Annotated in this window: 18 protein-coding genes; 14 read left to right on the top strand and 4 right to left on the bottom strand. The window is 53.3% G+C overall.

All coding sequences use genetic code 11. The annotated features are described in order from the left end of the window. The first annotated feature begins 87 nt into the window (after positions 1–87). Genes D3P09_RS01120 through D3P09_RS01105 form a run of 4 tightly spaced genes read left to right on the top strand, consistent with a single transcriptional unit; the run spans position 88 to position 2,551 of the window. The gene (locus D3P09_RS01120) at positions 88–456 is read left to right on the top strand and encodes a glyoxalase superfamily protein (RefSeq protein WP_120106427.1); all 369 of its coding nucleotides are present in this window, start codon (positions 88–90) and stop codon (positions 454–456) included. After that, entirely contained in the window at positions 453–1,247 is a 795-nt protein-coding gene (locus D3P09_RS01115) for an inositol monophosphatase family protein (RefSeq protein ID WP_120106425.1), read from the top strand. The genes D3P09_RS01120 and D3P09_RS01115 overlap by 4 nt, the downstream gene beginning before the upstream one ends. Before the next feature lie 43 nt (positions 1,248–1,290). Further along, positions 1,291–1,806: an NUDIX hydrolase gene (locus D3P09_RS01110; RefSeq protein ID WP_120106424.1), complete on the top strand. Its 516-nt coding sequence runs from the start codon at positions 1,291–1,293 to the stop codon at positions 1,804–1,806. 13 nt (positions 1,807–1,819) lie between these two features. Then, complete coding sequence (locus D3P09_RS01105) at positions 1,820–2,551, top strand: ZIP family metal transporter (protein WP_120106422.1); 732 nt, start codon at positions 1,820–1,822, stop codon at positions 2,549–2,551. A 66-nt stretch (positions 2,552–2,617) separates the two neighbouring features. On the opposite strand, the gene D3P09_RS27480 is transcribed toward D3P09_RS01105, so the two are convergent. The 3 genes from D3P09_RS27480 to D3P09_RS27330 form a co-directional block, all read right to left on the bottom strand. Next, positions 2,618–2,758, bottom strand: coding sequence for a hypothetical protein (locus tag D3P09_RS27480; protein WP_165867270.1), 141 nt, complete (start codon positions 2,756–2,758; stop codon positions 2,618–2,620). Between the two features lie 89 nt (positions 2,759–2,847). Continuing rightward, entirely contained in the window at positions 2,848–3,357 is a 510-nt protein-coding gene (locus D3P09_RS01100; RefSeq protein ID WP_120106420.1) for a GNAT family N-acetyltransferase, read from the bottom strand. A gap of 48 nt (positions 3,358–3,405) precedes the next feature. Continuing rightward, on the bottom strand, positions 3,406–3,588 hold the full coding sequence (locus D3P09_RS27330; RefSeq protein ID WP_133304957.1) for a hypothetical protein: 183 nt from the start codon (positions 3,586–3,588) through the stop codon (positions 3,406–3,408). 120 nt (positions 3,589–3,708) lie between these two features. Here D3P09_RS27330 and D3P09_RS01095 point away from each other — a divergent pair, with 120 nt between their 5' ends. The 9 genes from D3P09_RS01095 to D3P09_RS01055 all read left to right on the top strand — a co-directional run bounded on the left by D3P09_RS01095 (position 3,709) and on the right by D3P09_RS01055 (position 14,988). After that, positions 3,709–5,499 carry an SgrR family transcriptional regulator gene (locus D3P09_RS01095; protein WP_120106418.1) on the top strand — a complete coding sequence of 597 codons (1,791 nt, stop codon included), beginning with the start codon at positions 3,709–3,711 and terminating at the stop codon, positions 5,497–5,499. Positions 5,500–5,856: 357 nt separating this feature from the next. Continuing rightward, positions 5,857–6,612 (top strand): DeoR/GlpR family DNA-binding transcription regulator, encoded by a 756-nt coding sequence (locus tag D3P09_RS01090; protein WP_120106416.1) that lies wholly within the window; start codon positions 5,857–5,859, stop codon positions 6,610–6,612. Positions 6,613–6,659: 47 nt separating this feature from the next. Then, complete coding sequence (locus D3P09_RS01085; RefSeq protein ID WP_120106414.1) at positions 6,660–8,192, top strand: FGGY-family carbohydrate kinase; 1,533 nt, start codon at positions 6,660–6,662, stop codon at positions 8,190–8,192. 54 nt (positions 8,193–8,246) lie between these two features. Then, positions 8,247–9,347, top strand: coding sequence for a M42 family metallopeptidase (locus D3P09_RS01080; RefSeq protein ID WP_120106412.1), 1,101 nt, complete (start codon positions 8,247–8,249; stop codon positions 9,345–9,347). Positions 9,348–9,420: 73 nt separating this feature from the next. Further along, a complete protein-coding gene (locus D3P09_RS01075; protein WP_120106410.1) occupies positions 9,421–10,230 on the top strand; it encodes a BtpA/SgcQ family protein in 810 nt (269 codons plus the stop codon). Positions 10,231–10,287: 57 nt separating this feature from the next. Beyond that, entirely contained in the window at positions 10,288–11,343 is a 1,056-nt protein-coding gene (locus D3P09_RS01070) for an autoinducer 2 ABC transporter substrate-binding protein (RefSeq protein WP_120106409.1), read from the top strand. Positions 11,344–11,361: 18 nt separating this feature from the next. Continuing rightward, the gene (locus tag D3P09_RS01065; RefSeq protein WP_120106407.1) at positions 11,362–12,894 is read left to right on the top strand and encodes a sugar ABC transporter ATP-binding protein; all 1,533 of its coding nucleotides are present in this window, start codon (positions 11,362–11,364) and stop codon (positions 12,892–12,894) included. Continuing rightward, complete coding sequence (locus tag D3P09_RS01060; RefSeq protein ID WP_120106406.1) at positions 12,891–13,889, top strand: ABC transporter permease; 999 nt, start codon at positions 12,891–12,893, stop codon at positions 13,887–13,889. Before D3P09_RS01065 ends, D3P09_RS01060 begins: the two co-directional genes overlap by 4 nt. Positions 13,890–13,911: 22 nt before the next feature. After that, positions 13,912–14,988, top strand: a complete 1,077-nt coding sequence (locus D3P09_RS01055; protein ID WP_120106404.1) for an ABC transporter permease — start codon at positions 13,912–13,914, stop codon at positions 14,986–14,988. A gap of 254 nt (positions 14,989–15,242) precedes the next feature. Here D3P09_RS01055 and D3P09_RS01050 read toward each other — a convergent pair whose 3' ends face one another. Then, the gene (locus tag D3P09_RS01050) at positions 15,243–15,878 is read right to left on the bottom strand and encodes a DedA family protein (protein ID WP_120106402.1); all 636 of its coding nucleotides are present in this window, start codon (positions 15,876–15,878) and stop codon (positions 15,243–15,245) included. Between the two features lie 296 nt (positions 15,879–16,174). Between D3P09_RS01050 and D3P09_RS01045 the strand changes: the two genes are divergently transcribed. Then, positions 16,175–16,798: a YqaA family protein gene (locus D3P09_RS01045; protein WP_120106400.1), complete on the top strand. Its 624-nt coding sequence runs from the start codon at positions 16,175–16,177 to the stop codon at positions 16,796–16,798. Positions 16,799–16,846: the final 48 nt, after the last annotated feature.

The following is a 16,846-nucleotide window of genomic DNA, read 5'->3' as shown; positions in this document are numbered from 1 at the left end:
TTTCTTGATTGAGCAAGAAGATGTATAATCGTGGAAGCGTATGGGATATGCCCATATAGAGGGGCCAGAAGGGGAGGGAGCCGAGATATGGAATTCAAAGGAGCTGTGCCGATTCTTCGTATCTTCGACGAGAGCAAGGCGAAGGAGTTTTATCTTACCTTTCTGGAATTTCAATTGGATTGGGAGCACCGGTATGAGCCTGATTTCCCGTTGTACGCTCAAGTGTCGAAGGGCGGCTGTGTGCTGCACCTGTCTGAGCATCATGGCGATTGTACGCCGGGAGCAGCAATCCGCATAGAAGTAGAGGATGCCAAGGCTTGGCAAGAGTATCTGCTTGCCAAGCAATACAGTTATGCGCGACCGGGGTTTTCGGAAGAATGGAAAGCCGTCCAGGTGACGGATCCATTCGGCAACCGGCTGCACTTTTATTCAGACAAGAAGGAGCAAGAAGAATGATGATGCATATGGCCAAGGAAGTGGCGATTGCAGCCGCTTACGAGGCAGGCAGATATATTAAGGAACGATTCGGCTCGTTGCTTCGCATAGAGGAGAAGGATGAGCACGGAGATGTGGTGACTGAAGTGGATCATGAAGCGGAGGCTATCATTCTATCGAAGCTGCGCAGCGTCTTCCCAGATCATGCGATCCGGTCGGAGGAAGCGGGAGACGACGGCAAGCAGAGCGAGTGGCAATGGCTTGTCGATCCGCTCGACGGCACGAACAATTTTGCGGCGGGACTGCCCTTGTTCGGCGTCTCCATAACGCTTATGCGGCAAAACGAACCGGTATTGTCGGTCATCTATGAGCCGATTACTGACCGGTTGTATACGGCAGCCGCCGGTGAAGGAGCAAGATGCAATCAACTCCCCGTCTCCATGAATCCGTCGCGGGCTTTCACCAAAGCCAAAGTGGGCTGGATTCAGGGTCATGCCGTTCAGCAGCGCGAAGAAGCCGTGCAGCTGCGGCATTATATTGATGTGAGCACGAAAAGAATGATGCGGCTATGGGCGCCAACACTGCAGTGGAGCATGCTGGCCAGGGGCGATCTTGATGCCATTATCGTCTATCATTCGGAGGGGGAAGACTTGTATTCCGGCATTCTGCTTGCGTTGGAAGCGGGGGCGGCCGTAACGGACTTCGAGGGCAATCCGTTCTCGGGAGCGGCTGACCAGCCATGCCTGATTGCTTGTCATCCGGACCGCTTGCCGTACTTTCTGAACATGCTGGCAGAAGGCATGAAGCATTAATCTCCGTATAGGATCAAGAATCGACAGGAAGGATCTGTATGTGATGGAGCTGCTGAGGGAAATCTATGAGCGTGATCTGGGTCTAAGCGGACGCGATGCTACCTCGCGCCGCCACGGCGGCAACTTTTGGATGCGCCGGGCGGTAAGAGGCATTATTTTCAACGCCCGATATGAAGTGGCGCTCCTGCACCGGAAGGAAGGGAATTATTATAAGCTGCCAGGGGGCGGCATCGAAGCGTCTGAGACGATGAAGATGGCGATGCAGCGGGAAGCCCGGGCTGAATTGGGAGCGGAAGTCGAGCTGACGGATGACATCGGCCTTGTCATTGAGTACCGGGATGAGCGGGAGCTGCTTCAATTCTCTTACGGCTATGTTGGTCAAGTTCAGGCAAGCGTTAAAGATGCAAGCTGCCCTGCTGAACCTGCCGAAGGTGAGGCGCTGAGCTGGCGCTCCTTGAAGGAAGCCATTCAGCTTCTGGAGAAGCATGTGCCTTCCACCTACGAAGGACATTTCATTCATGAACGGGATCTGTGTTTTCTGAAGCAATTACATCGATAAGGAGCCATACACCATGACAGCTGCGCTTCTGGGAAGCTTTATCTCCGCGATGGCAACGGTGCTCGGCGCCGTGCCGCTCTTGTTCGTCCGCTCGTTGTCGGAGAAGTGGAAGGATATATTGATCGCCTTTACAGCAGGAATTATGGTATCTGCCTCCACCTTCGGCCTGCTGCCGCAGGCGCTGAATGAATCGGGCTTAATTCCGCTAACGGTCGGCTTGATAATCGGAGTGGTCGTACTCGATCTGCTGGAAAAGAACATTCCGCATATCGATATTGAGCAGAAGAGGGGAATCAGCGCCTTCGATTCCAAGTCTCTGCTTGTTATTATCGCGCTATTTATACATAACATTCCTGAAGGACTTAGCACCGGCTTCAGCTATGCCAGCTCCAATGAAGGCTTGGGACCGATGGTTGCGATCGCTATCGGCGCGCAGAACATGCCTGAGGGACTGGTCCTTGCCATTTTCCTCACACAGTCGAGAGTCAGCAAGCTAAAGCTGATGCTGATCGTGACGCTGACGGGTCTTGTGGAAGTCGTTTCTGCGATAGTCGGTTATTTTGCCGCCAGCTATGTTGAAGCGCTGATCGGCTACGGACTCGCTTTCGCTTCCGGGGCGATGCTGTTCATTGTCTACAAGGAGCTTATACCGGAATCGCATAGCCATGGGTATGAAAGACCGGCTACCTACTCTTTCATTGGCGGCTTGCTCGTTATGATCTACATTAGCTACTTCTTCGGCTGACGCCGGAACAGAAAAGGAGCGCCGGGGGTTCATACCCAATGCGGCGCTCCTTTTCTTCGTTACGGGTTAATTGGCTGGCTTCTCGCTATTGCGAACCTGCTTGGGCGACGCCTTCGTGTCGTCAGCCAGCTTGTCGCCGAATTGATCCAGTCTGGACGGGCTTGCTGCAGGACCATCATTGTCAGGCTTATTGTTTCTTCCGGACATGCTCTTCACCTCCATCCAATTAGGATGAACGGGAAGAGGCTGGTTATGCATAATCGGTATAGAAGTTAGCCTTCTAAGACAAGTGTGTCTTAAATATTCAAATAGTAGATAACCGTTGCATCGAATCCGCCATCGGATGAACGGGCGAATCCGGGGATGCGTCCAGCTTCCGCATAGCCGAGTGACTTGTAGAGATCGTTAGAGGGATCGCCTGCCCGCGTATCCAGAATAAGCAAGCTTCGCTTTTCCCGCTTGGCTTGTTCGTGAGCCGCATGCATGAGCGCCCTTGCGATGCCAAGTCTGCGCGCGGACGGATGAACCATCAGCTTGGCGATCTCAGCACGGTGCGTGGCGTTTTTCTTCATGGCAAGCTGCAGTTGAATCGTGCCGGCTATTCTGCCGTTCACATAGGCAGCCCATAAGAAGACACCGGAGTCGACCGCATTTCTCCAATAATGTTCCGCTTCTTCTCGCGACAAGGGAGAGAGGAAGCCGATGGAGGCGCCGTCCGCGACGACGTCCTGAAGCATGTCTGACAGCTCGGCGATTTGATCTGAGGTTAACTGAGGCAGCAATTGAATAGATGGCGATGTATGCATGTATGGCGCTCCTTTGCCTATGGGATTTTTAGTATTCGGTTAACTCTATTATATGAAGCCGATTCGTTTCAGCAAAGAGCCCTCCGTTTTGGAACGTTCTTTTTTGCTTGGCAGCTCCCCGGGCGCTCCTCGTTCTGCTTGGACCGCTTCCAGCTCCGCTTTCCTCTCCTGCTCCGCTATTCTATCCTTCCACAATTGGCTGGGTACATAATCATGCCATAACATCGTCACCACTCCTGTTCTCCTGTATATGAATCCCATTATGCGCTCGCAAAAGGGGTAGAAAAAGTGTATAATCGAAGAAGATTATTTCCCCTTTTACATACATTGCCTCTAGAGGAGGGCATCGTCATGATTAGCGAAGAACGGTATTTGATGATGTACAGCAAGGTTGCGGAGTCGGTCGGCTCAGGCAAGCCGATTGAAGTATCGCTGGAGGGCCTCGCTGAAGCGCTGTACTGCACGGAACGGAATGTGAAGTTTATCGTCCGCAAGCTGGAGGAGGAAGGGTTCATCCATTGGCAAGCCGGCCGCGGCCGCGGCAACCGCTCCAAGGTGACCTTCCTGTACCCGAAAGAGAAGAAGCTGCTGGAATTGGCCCAGCATTATGCGTCGAAGGGCGAATACAAGCATGCGTTCGAGCTGATTGACAGCTACGGGGACGGTACAGGGGTGCGGCATCAATTCGTGGAATGGATGAACAGCCACTTCGGATACCGGACGGAGCTGATCGACGATCTGGAGGCGGATTTGCTCCGGCTTCCGGTCTATCGCCCGATCTTGACCCTTGATCCGAAGGATTTGTATTTTGCATTTAGTGCGCATATGGTTAGGCAGCTGTTCGATTGTCTGGTCAAGTATGATCGCGAGACGGAGAAGATTATTCCTTCGCTTGCGCATGCGTGGGAGCATGACGAGGAGGGCAAGGAGTGGACGTTCCATCTGCGGAAAGGCATTGCATTCCACCATGGGCGCGACCTGGAGGCAGAGGATGTGATCTATTCCCTGGAGCGGCTGAGAGGCAGCTCCGCGTCTGGCTGGTTCGTACGCTCGATTACCGAAATCAGGAAGCGAGGGCCGCGCACCGTAACGATCAAGCTGGAGAAGCCGAATTGGCTGCTGCTCCGTTACTTGTGCTCGCCGGGCATGTCGATTGTTCCGCATGATCTTGTGGAGCAGAATGAACAGTTCTGGCAGCGTCCGGTCGGCACTGGTCCGTTCCGCTTCGTCGAGTGGACAGCGGACCGCTTTATCATGGAAGCCAATCCGCATTACTTCCAGGGGAGGGCGCATCTTGACGGGGTCATTATTGTCACAATGCCGGAGGATACGGCGGCCTTCGCGAAGAATTGGAATCAGCTGCTGATTGATCATGATTCCAAGGATTTCAAGCCGGCGCAGGGCTGGAAGAAGGTCGAGAGCGTCTCCAACGGCTGCAGCCTGCTTACCTGGAACCGCTGCAAGAGCGGGCCTCAGCAATCCCCTCACTTCCGCAAGGCGGTCGATCTCTTAATAGACCGCTATCGGATGGTTGCCGAGCTCGGGGAAGACCGGATGCACCCGGCCAGCGGCTTCTATCCTGGCGAGGCGTCTTACAAAGGCGCTACTTGCCAAAATGTAGAGCGGGCAATGGAGCTGCTGAAGCAATCCGGCTATCAGGGAGAAATCATTAAGATTGCGACTTACGGCATCCACGATAAGGACGCGCGCTGGCTGCAGCGGGAGCTGACCGCGCACGGCATTGCCGTAGAGGTTTATTTGGAGAACTGGATGAGCATTCGCGAGCGAAAGGTGCTGTCTGACGCGGATTGTCTGCTGTATTGCGTTGTATTTGCTGAGGATGAAGTGTGCATGATCGAGCTGTTCGAGCAGACGGGCAATTTCCTGCGCGAGCATCTGGACCCGGAGCTGCTGGAGTGGGTCGAGGCGAAGATCGATAATGCGCTAGCCTGCCGGGGAACGGATGAGCGGTGGAGCGAGCTGATGGATATCGAGCATAAGCTGCGGGACGAGACGCATGTTCTTTTCCTGCTTCATAAGAAATATCAGATGTTCTACAATCCGCATATTAAAGGAATTGGCGTCAATCCGCTAGGCTGGATCGATTTCAAGGATATATGGCTCGAAAAAGTGTCTGGTTAAACCAATAAGCTGTGATCAAATTGAATGATCAAAACTCAACAAAGAATGATCAAATTGAACTTCAATATGATCATTCTTTTTATTGCGCAGGAAGGATACAAACTCATATTAAGCGACAAAAGCTCTGAAATTTCTTTTAAATGTAAACAAAAGAATGGGGGTCTTACAAGGAATACACAGGAAATGTCTCTTTCCTGCCCTTTTTAGCGAAATGATGTGTCGATTTAGCGATGAAAGGGTTTACATTTGTCTGAGAATTGTTTATGATCGTTTTAAGATTTATTATGATCAATTTATGATAATTATTGATTCTATTTTGATTGATGTGATATTATACAGACGAGGAGATTGATTGCAATGTCAACTGAAAGAGAGAAGCAAATCATCAGCTTATTGCATGAGAATTCGCCGCTTACCGTTGAAGAGCTGGCCGTGTCTCTTGACGTATCGGAAGTGACGGTACGGCGCGACCTGGTCGCGATGGAGAAGAAAGGCGTCATCTCAAGGCGGAGAGGCGGGGCTGCGCTACCTGATCAGGGGGCAGAGCCGTTGTTCGTCCAGCGGGAGAAGAAGAACCACGACCTTAAGCGGAGGATTGGCCAATATGCAGCCGACCAAATTCGCGAGGGAGAGGTCATCGCTCTGGATGTAGGCACGACGACGGCCGAGCTTGCGAAAGCGCTCGTCAAGAGGAGGGGCATCACTGTATTTACTTCCTCCTTCCAGGTGGCATCCATCTTGTCGAAAAGCAATCTCCATGTGTACATGATTGGCGGACTTATACGATTCAATGAAATGTCTATGGTAGGAAGCGTCGCGATCGACACGATCAAAAAGTTCAACTTCGATCGGTATTACCTGGGCCTTGCAGCCGTGAACAAAGAGCGCGGCTTGACGGACTACAGCGTAGAGGAAGCGGCAGTGAAGCAAGCTTTCATCGCGCAGTCCAAGGAAGTGATCGCGCTGGTAGACCGGACGAAGGTAGGCGAGTCCTCGCTGCTCAAAGTATGCGAATTTGATCAATTAAGCGAAATCATTACGAACCGAAGCGACGAGGGGAGCGGGCATCCGGCACTCGACCTCGGTTTCCAAGGGAAGATTACACTAGTGTAGCTCCAAATCAGGAAGGATTCGCGAAGCCGACGGAGGGGGAACATCTTATGTCATACGTACTCGGCATTGACATTGGGACATACGAATCCAAAGGGGTGCTCGTTAACCGGGAGGGCAAGATTCTTGCGCAAAGCTCCGTCCCGCATAAGCTGGAAATCCCGCATCGGGGCTGGGCGGAGCATGACGCGGAGGCGACCTGGTGGCATGACTTCAAGCAATTGTCGCAAACGCTCACCTATATGGCGCACATGAATTACGGCATCGCGCCTGATGAGATTGAGGCGGTCGGCGTCAGCTCCATTGCCCCTGCGGTGCTGCCGATTGACCGGGATGGGAAGGCGCTCCGCAAAGCCATATTGTACGGCGTCGATACCCGCGCAGAACGAGAGATCGATGCGATGAATGAAGAGATCGGCGAGGAGCGCGTGTTCCAGATCGGCGGCCAGTCGCTGTCGTCCCAGGCTGCGGGACCGAAGATCAAATGGATCAGGGATCATGAGCCGGAGGTGTATAGCCGGACGCATAAGTTTCTGTGCGGCTCCGGTTATCTGGTCTACCGATTGACAGGTCAATGCGTAATCGACCGGTATACTGCGGTGAACTTTGCTCCGCTGTTCGATATTCAAACGCTGGAATGGAATGAACAGGCGGTTTCCTATACGACGGAGGCGGAGAAGCTGCCTGCGTTGAAATGGAGCACAGATATCGTGGGTTGCGTTACAGCAGGTGCAGCGGAAGAAACGGGACTAGCGCAGGGGACGCGGGTCATTGCCGGCACAGCGGATGCGATGTCGGAGGCGATCAGCATCGGCGCGATTCATCAAGGCGATCTGATGATGATGTACGGCAGCTCCACTTTTTTTATTCTGACGACGGACCGCATCATGAAGACGAGAGAGCTATGGCCGAACGTCCATATTGTGCCGCGAGCCCATACGCTGACAGGCGGTACGGCAACGGCGGGATCGCTGACAAGGTGGTTTGTCGATCAATGCATGGGACGCGGCACGGACGGAGGCGAGACGTCGGGCTGGTCAGTTGAACAGGCATACATCCATATGGCTGAACAAGCGGCATTAAGTCCTCCCGGATCGAATGGATTAATAACGCTGCCGTTCTTTAGCGGTGAGCGTACGCCGATTCATGACGCCTCGGCCAAAGGCATGATGTTCGGTCTGTCGCTGAATCATACCGCAGCGGATATGTACCGCTCGCTGCTTGAAGGCATCTCGTTCTCGATACGCCATAACCTGGATGCGATGAAGGGGCTGGGCGCATCGGTACAGCGAATTGTATCTGTAGGAGGCGGCGTCAAAAACAAGCTATGGCTGCAAAGCGTAAGCGATATCTGTCAGGTTCGCCAAGCGATTCCTGAGGTTACCGTTGGCGCCGCTTATGGAAACGCTTTCATTTGTGGATTGGCTTTAGGCTGGCATGACCGGCTGGAAGAAATCGATGAATGGGTGAACATTATCCGCTATATTGAGCCCGGCTCAGAGCACCTGGATGTATATGAACGGCATTACGCGATCTACCACCGCTTGTACGAGCGGACAAAGGACTTAATGAAAGGCTTGTAGTAGTCAGAACGGAATCAAACGAAAGTCAGACAGATCAGCTTGGGAGGCTAGCGAATGGAAGAGCAGATGGCATACATGAAGAAGAGACTGCAGGAATTGACATCGCTTGCGGCAGTATCCGGTTATGAAGATCCAGTCATCCGGTATGTGACGGAGCAGTTGAAGGAAACAGGGGAAGACATTGGGGTCGACGCGCTTGGCAATGTGACGGTCCGCATGAACAAGATTGAAGGCAAAGAGCCTTACCGCGTCATGATCTTCGCCCATATGGATGAGCTTGGGCTGGTCGTGAACAAGATCGAGGACAGCGGGGTTCTGCGGGTGGAGAGGCTTGGGGGCATTCCGGAGAAAAGCCTGGCGGGCCAGACGGTCATCGCAGAAGCGGGCGGCCGTGTATGGCAGGGCATCATCGGGACAAAAGCGCATCATGTGACGCCTTCGGAGGAGAAGTACCGCGTGCTGCCGGTGAGTGAAGTGTTCGTTGACTTCGGATTCCGGTCGCGGAAGGAAGCGGAGGAGGCGGGGCTTGAGGTCGGCATGCCGGTCATGTATGCACGCCAATACTTCGATAACGGCTCGCGCGTATTCTCCAATGCGCTCGATAATCGCGTCGGGTGCCTGGCTCTGCTGGAATTGGCAGACCGCATGAAGGGAAGCGAGCTTCCATGCGAGCTCTATCTCGTCTTTTCGGTACAGGAGGAATTCAATTTGCGCGGAGTGCTGCCAGCTGTGAGACGCATCGACCCGCATCTGGCGATCACGCTCGACATTACGATTGCTACGGATACGCCGGATTTGAAATCGAAGGGCGATATTACGCTTGGCGGCGGCCCCAGCATCGGGATGTATACATTCCACGGCAGAGGCACGCTTGGCGGCCTGATTCCGAATCCGAAGCTGGTGAGGCATATTAAGCAAGTGGCTGCAAGCCGCGATATACCGCTGCAGCCTGCCGTATTCATGGGCATCTTGACGGACGCTTCGTTCAGCCAGCTCGAGAACGACGGCTTGCCGATGGTCGACCTCGGCTACCCTGCGCGATATACGCATGCGCCGGTGGAATCCGTCGATCTGGACGATGTGAGCAAGCTGATCGAGCTTCTGGAGCAATTGGTGCATACGCTTGACGGCAATGTGGATTTCAGCAGGGGATAAGACGGGCGATATGCTCTGATAGCAACTGAATAATCAACAAGATGAGATAGACATTCTGGGGAGGATGAACGTTATGACATGGTTGAAGGATGTACTCGGTACGGAGAAAGCGGTAATTGCGATGTGCCACTTGATGGCTTTGCCCGGAGATCCATACTTCGATAGCGAGAGGGGCATGGACTACGTCGTTGAGATGGCGAGGAAAGACTTGAAGGCGCTGCAGGACGGGGGGGTGGACGCAGTTATGTTCTCCAACGAATTCAGCCTGCCGTATTTGACGGAGGTGAAGACGGAGACGGTGGCGGCTATGGCGCGTATTGTCGGCGAATTGAAGCCGGATATTCAAATTCCTTTTGGTGTGAACGTCCTCTGGGATGCCAAGAAGTCGCTTGATCTGGCAGCGGCGACCGGGGCTCTCTTCATCAGAGAAATTTTCACGGGTGTATACGCCAGCGACTTCGGCCTCTGGAATACGAATGTTGGCGAGACGGTGCGCCATCAGCAGCGAATAGGGGCGGGCAATGTCAAGCTGTTGTTCAACATCGTGCCTGAAGCGGCCAAATATGTCGCGGACCGCGATATCGAAAGCGTCGCCAAATCTACCGTATTCAACAACCGTCCCGATGCGCTATGCGTATCCGGTCTGACTGCAGGCGCGCAGACAGATTCGCAAATTTTGAAGCGGGTTAAAGATTCCGTGCCGGAGACGGTTGTGCTTGCCAACACCGGCGTTCGCCGGGAGAACCTGGTGGAGCAGCTGTCCATTGCCGACGGCGCCGTAGTCGGAACTGCCTTCAAAATAGACGGAAAATTCGAAAATCATGTGGACCAGTCCAGAGTGAAAGCTTTTATGGATGATGTGAAGGCGTTCAGGCAGCGGTAATTCCGCTGCTGGACGTTTTGACATAAATTTAAAATCATCTTTAGGGGGAAGCAATCAATGGTCAAGAAACGTTCGATGTCTGCAGTTGCTATGTTACTTATCTTTTGCATGGTTATCCTCACCGCTTGCGGCGGAAGCAATTCGGGAAGCGACAATGAAAGCGGTGGGACGAACAACGGCGGCAATGAAGGCGGCAAAAAGTATAAAATTGCAACCGTTGTTAAGCTAACAGGCGTAGCCTGGTTCGACCGGATGGAGGAAGGCGTGAAGGAATTCGGCAAGACGACCGGGCACGACACGTTCATGCAAGGGCCTCAGAAGGCGGATGCGGCATTGCAGGTCCAAATTATCGAAGACTTGATTGCCCAGAAGGTTGATGCGATTACGGTGGTTCCGTTCTCCGCGGAGGCGCTTGAGCCTGTGCTGAAGAAAGCCCGCGACAAAGGCATCGTCGTCATTACGCATGAAGCGGACGGTATGGTGAATACGGACTTTAATATCGAAGCATTCGACAACTTGGAGTACGGCGCGTTCCTCATGGATAACCTGGCGAAGGCTATGGGCGAGGAAGGCGAATATATGACAACGGTAGGCAGCTTGACGACCAAGTCCCACATGCAGTGGGAAGAAGGTGCATATAAGCGCCAGCAGGAAAAATATCCCAATATGAAAGCGGTTGCCCGCCAGCTGGAGACGAATGACGACCAGAAGATTGCCAGCGAGAAGCTGCGTGAGACGTTCAAGGCATTCCCCAATCTGAAAGGCTTCCAAGGCGCGTCCGGCAACGACGCGGCAGGTGCGGCACTGGCGATTGAAGAGTCCGGCCTGATCGGCAAGGTGAACGTAGTCGGCACCAGCGTTCCGTCCGTCTCGCAGAAGTATCTGGAGAGCGGCGCCATGTCGATGATCGGATTCTGGGATCCGGCCGAAGCGGCGAAAGCGATGAATACGCTGGCGGTGAAGGTGCTGGAAGGCAAAGCGAATGAAATAACGGAAGGCTATGATCTCGGCGTGCCGGGTTATGAGAAGCTGATTGTGAAGGACGGCAAATATTTGTACGGCGCCGCATGGGTAGGCGTTACGAAAGAAAATGTAACCGATTACGATTTCTAATGAGAGGGTGACCCGAACATGCCTAAAGCCCTGATTGAGCTGAACCATATCAACAAATCGTTCGCAGGCGTCCATGCCTTGAAGGATGTATCGCTGCGGATCGAATATGGCGAAGTCCATTGTCTGGCTGGGGAGAACGGCTGCGGGAAATCCACTCTGATCAAAGTCATGTCCGGCGTTCACGCGCCGGACCATGGCGAGATAAGAATCGATGGACAACTGCGCAGCGGCCTGAATCCGATTGAAGCGATCAACTCCGGCATTCAAGTGATCTATCAGGATTTCTCTATATTCCCCAATCTGACGGTAGCCGAAAATATCGCCCTGAACGGCGAGCTTGCTGCAAGGAAGAAATGGATTAACTGGAGCAAGATGCGCCAAACGGCGAAGCAAGCTTTGGATAAAGTCGGCGTTGATCTTGATTTGAATGCGAAGGTGGAGCATTTGTCGGTGGCCGACAAGCAACTGATTGCGATCTCGCGGGCGCTGATGCATGAAGCGAAGCTGATCGTGATGGATGAACCGACTACCGCGCTGACTCAGAAGGAGGTACGCGCTTTATTTCGTGTTATCGAGGGATTGAAGCGGGACGGCATCTCGATTTTGTTCGTAAGCCACAAGCTGGAAGAAGTGTTTGAGCTCTCGGAGCGGATTACGATTATGCGTAATGGAAAAAACGTCATCTCCGAACGCGCGGATCAATTGAACCGCGAGAAGCTGGTATATTACATGACCGGCCGACAAATTGACGAAAGCTATTATGAGATCGGAAAGCAATCAGGCACGCCGCTGCTCAGAACAGACAACTTGTCGCTCAAGGGCTGCTTTGAACATATATCGCTCAGCATTCATCCCGGCGAGATCGTCGGACTGACCGGACTGCTTGGCTCCGGCAGAACGGAGCTGGCGGAGGCGCTGTTCGGACTGACGCCGGCAACCTCGGGAGAGATCTTCCGCGATGGCGAGCCCGTCAGCATCCGGTCTGTCCAGGACGCTGAGACGCACGGAATCGCTTATGTGCCGGAGGACCGGCTTACAGAGGGGCTGTTCCTGGAGCAATCAATCGAGCGGAACATGGTCGTCAGCGTGATTGACGAGCAGAAGGACAAGTGGGGCATGATCGACAGACGCAAGGTGAAATCGGCCGTTCGGAGCTGGATTCAGAAGCTGGGCATAGCCGCGCATTCGCCGCTCGCTCCGGTGAAGACGCTCTCTGGCGGCAATCAGCAGCGTGTCGTGCTTGCCAGATGGCTTGCCGCGAGCCCGAAGGTGCTGATTCTGAACGGTCCGTCCGTCGGCGTCGATATCGGCTCCAAGGAAGATATTCACCAGGTTATCCGGGAGCTGGCGGGGCAAGGCTTAGGCGTTCTGATGATCTCGGACGATCTGCCGGAGCTGAGGCAAAGCTGCAATCGCGTGCTGGTCATGAAGCGAGGGCGAATTATCGGAGAAGCGGAAGGGAAGTCGTTCACGCAGGAAGTATGGTCAGAGCTGCACGATGCTCGCGATGACGATGCCGGTCCCGTAGAACGCAGGGGGAATACTGCATGAGAAAATGGACAAAAACAAGCGAGTTTTATGTAGCGATCATCATATTGGTCCTGTTCGCAGCCATTGGCAGCCAGAACGGCGCCTTCTTCAGCTCCGCCAATATGTTCGACCTGATTCGGAGCAGCATCGTTCCGGGCATCTTTGTGATTTGTACCATGATGGTCATTATATCGGGCGGCATTGATGTATCATTCCCGGCCATTGCGACATTCAGCATGTTCTCGGCTACGAAAATCATCCTCATGCTGGACTTCGATGTTCCTGTATTCGCCGCGTTCCTGCTGGCGGGCATCATCGGTTTGGGGCTGGGGTTGATCAACGGCTTGCTGATCGCTTTTTTTAAGCTGCCCACGCTCATCGTTACCTTGGGCACCTCCTCCATGTTCAGCGGGTTCCTGCTCACCTTTGTCGGCAGCCGCCAAATCAGCAATCTGCCGGCTCCGCTGGAGCAGTTCGGCAAGACGCAGGTCATCAAGTTCACAACGGATGCGGGCATAACAGTGGGCTTGCCCATGTCCGTTCTCATAACGGCAGCGGTAGTTATTCTGGTAGCCATTATGATGAAATATACGATGATCGGCCGAGGCATCTACACGCTGGGCGGCGATCCTGTATCAGCAGAGCGGATCGGCTTCAACACGAGGTTCCTGCAATGCTTCGTGTATGGCTTCGTCGGTTTCCTGGCGGGCATCGCCGGTATGATCCAGACGACGATGATGCGAAGCTCCAATCCCGTTGACCTGCTTGGCACAGAGCTATTGATTATTGCGGCGGTCGTCCTCGGCGGCGTCAGAATTACAGGCGGACACGGCACCGTTACCGGCGCATTGCTTGGCTTGCTGCTGATCGTAACCATTCAGAACAGCCTCATTCTGGTCGGCATTCCGTCTTACTGGCAGCGCTTCGTTATCGGCGCGCTGATTCTGATCGGCACCGGCGTGGCGGCTTATCAAATCAAACGCTCATCAGCGAAGCAATCATCCATTTTGACTTGACGACAGTCTTTAGGAGGCACTTATGACCAATCAAGCTGCAAAACGTACGGGACCGGATGCGTCCTATGACGATCCCTCATTCTCCTTGAAGCGCTGGCTGTCCTCGGACGGAAACCTGACCCGGCTGTTCGTCATTATGGTTGTAGTGTTCGTTACGATGACGGTTTTAAGCCCGCGCACTTTTCTGACGCTGGACAGCTTCAGCTCCATGGCGTTTCAATTCCCTGTTCTCGGCATCCTGTCGCTTGCGATGATGCTGACGATGGTGTCCGGCGGCATCGATCTATCGATTGTCGGCATTGCCAACTTGACGTCGATTCTCGCCGCTATGGTAATGGTCCGGCTGGTGCCCGAAGGAGCTTCCGCCGGAACGAGCTTTATGTATATGCTGCTTGGAATCGTATGCGCGATAATAGCAGGCGTGTTATGCGGCTTGCTTAACGGATTTGCTGTCGCGAAGATCGGCATACCTCCGATTCTTGTGACGCTTGGCAGCATGCAGCTGTTCATGGGCCTTGCCATCGTCATTACGAAAGGGCAGGCGATTGTCGGCTTGCCGGAGCAATTCTCCTCGATCGGCAACGGCAGCCACATTGGCATTCCTGTACCGCTCATTATATTTGCGCTATGCGTTGCCGCCGTATATGTGCTGCTCAATCGCCGCCCGTACGGCATGAAGCTTCAGTTGCTTGGCAGCAACCCGACGGCATCGCGTTACGGCGGCATCAACAATACAGTGGTGCTGCTGAAGACCTATGCGTTAAGCGGACTGCTTGCTTCTATTGCCGGCCTTGTCATGATCGCGCTGACCAATTCGGCCAAAGCCGACTATGGCACATCTTATATTCTGCAGGCGATTCTAGTTGTGGTGCTTGGCGGAGTCAATCCGAACGGCGGCTTCGGCAAGATCGCAGGCGTAGTCATGGCTGTCTTGACTCTGCAATTCCTGTCCAGCGGCCTAAATGCGCTTCATGTGGGCAACTTCTTCAAAGACTTTATTTGGGGGATCGTATTGATTCTTGTGATGGTAATCAACGCGGTTAGTCCGCGGCTGAAGTGGAAGCGAAGGGCGGCAGGGTCTTCCAAAACGTCATCGTAGCTCGTAACTGCAAAGCTAGCAAATTATGATCCGGTCCGATTCAGTTATCGCTGAGTTGGACCGGTTTTCTTTTTCATAATAAAAATATGCTGTTCATGTAAATGAAGGTTGTCCCGCGGAATTGTTTGTTAGAATGAAGGAGGATGGACGTCATCTGGATTAAAGACAGCTAATTCTTCCACTGCCATCATGAAAAAAACCAGCTCCACTCCGCGTATGCAGGGTTGGGCCGGCTTTGATAGCCAGCCGAGGTATTAACGGTCGATTGCTCTAGCTGTTGCTTTCTTTTGCAGCACATATTTGCGCCACTTCACGTATACGAGAATGGCGAGCGCTGCCCCGAGTCCGATGGTAATGTACAGCAAGGATTGCTCCACCCATATCAGCACATGCTTCCACTGCTCGCCGAAGAGGAAGCCGATGCCGGTGAAAAGGAAGACCCAAATGGCCGCTCCCGTATAGGCGTAAAGAGCGAACGTGCGGAAGGGCACGCGAATGATTCCGGTCGCGTAACCGATAAACTGCCGGACGCCCGGCATTAAGAATGAAAACAGGAGCAGCTTGTTGCCGTGTTTTTGATACGCTTGCTTGGTTCTCTCCATATGTACCGGCTTTAGCAATAATCGTTCGCCGTATCGGTCAAACAGAGGCTGCCCGAATTTGTATCCAATCCAATAAGTAACGGTCATGCCGATGATCGCGCCGGCATAAGCCGACAGTACAGCCGGCAGCCAGTGCAGCACGCCTTTGTAAGCCAGATAGCCGGTGTACGTCAGTGTCGTATTCCCTGGCGGTATAGGAAGCGCGATGGCGTCCAGCGGAAGGCCAATAAGAAGGACCAAATATCCGTATTGTGCAAATAATTGTTCAACGATCTCAAGTAGCTTCAACTGCCAAAACTCCTTTATATGTACCCGGGCTGCTTTGGTTATGCGACTTCTGTTAGATAGCCGCTTGCAATGGGCAGCAGCAAGCTCTGCCAAAGCTAGCTTACCTTAAGCGCTGCCAGTCTGATAACCGTCCTGCGTTGGGATCGAGACTAGCCTTAAGTCGGGGAAGGAAACTGGACCTCCACCAATTGTTGGATGGCCATATTCTCGATAGGATTACAGTAGACGTATGAATGGCGTTGTACGCAGGTCAAAAATAGAGTTTCCGACGGACTGCGGGATGGGAGTACGGGCATTTGTTAGAGAATATGATCAATTATGTACTGAATTATGGCGTCTGGGGCTTGGTTATTCATTCTTTCGCCGATGCGGTGATTTTTCCGGTGCCAGCGTTATTTACGCAAGTTTCATTAAGTCTGCTCGATCCGTCCAATGCGCTGTGGCTGGCGACAGCCGGCTTCATCGCCTGTTTGCTTGGGACGCCGCTCGGTTATTGGATCGGGAAGGGACTGGGGCATTCCGTTATGAACCGGATGCTGAAGAAATCCTGGGTAGACGCCGCAAGCGGTCTGATTCAGAGGAATGGGGAAGCGGCCATTCTGATCGGCTCATTCACGCCGATTCCGTTTAAAGTATTTACGATTTTGTCCGGCTGTCTGAACTTCCCTTTATGGCGTCTGATGGCTTATGCTGCCATCGGGCGGGCGGCCAAATTCTACATCGTAGGCTCTCTGTTCTATATCTACGGGCGGTCTGCCGAGGGAATGGTCAAGGATGTTTCGTTGTATCTGCTTGCCGGAATCGTGCCAATTGTTCTTATCATTATTTTTATTCGCAAGCGCAAAAAAAGAAAAGCTGAGCAAGCCGCATCCGCTCAAGATGGACAGCAAGAGCAGCTCGGACAGGAAATGGGCTCATAAGCCGCAAGGAGCGGAGGCGCTCCGCCTCAGGTCGGAGAACAAAACAAT

This window comes from Paenibacillus pinisoli (assembly GCF_003605435.1).
Taxonomy (GTDB): domain Bacteria; phylum Bacillota; class Bacilli; order Paenibacillales; family Paenibacillaceae; genus Pristimantibacillus; species Pristimantibacillus pinisoli.
Note: the sequence above shows the minus strand (reverse complement) of the source record. Positions and strands in the feature narration are given on the sequence as shown.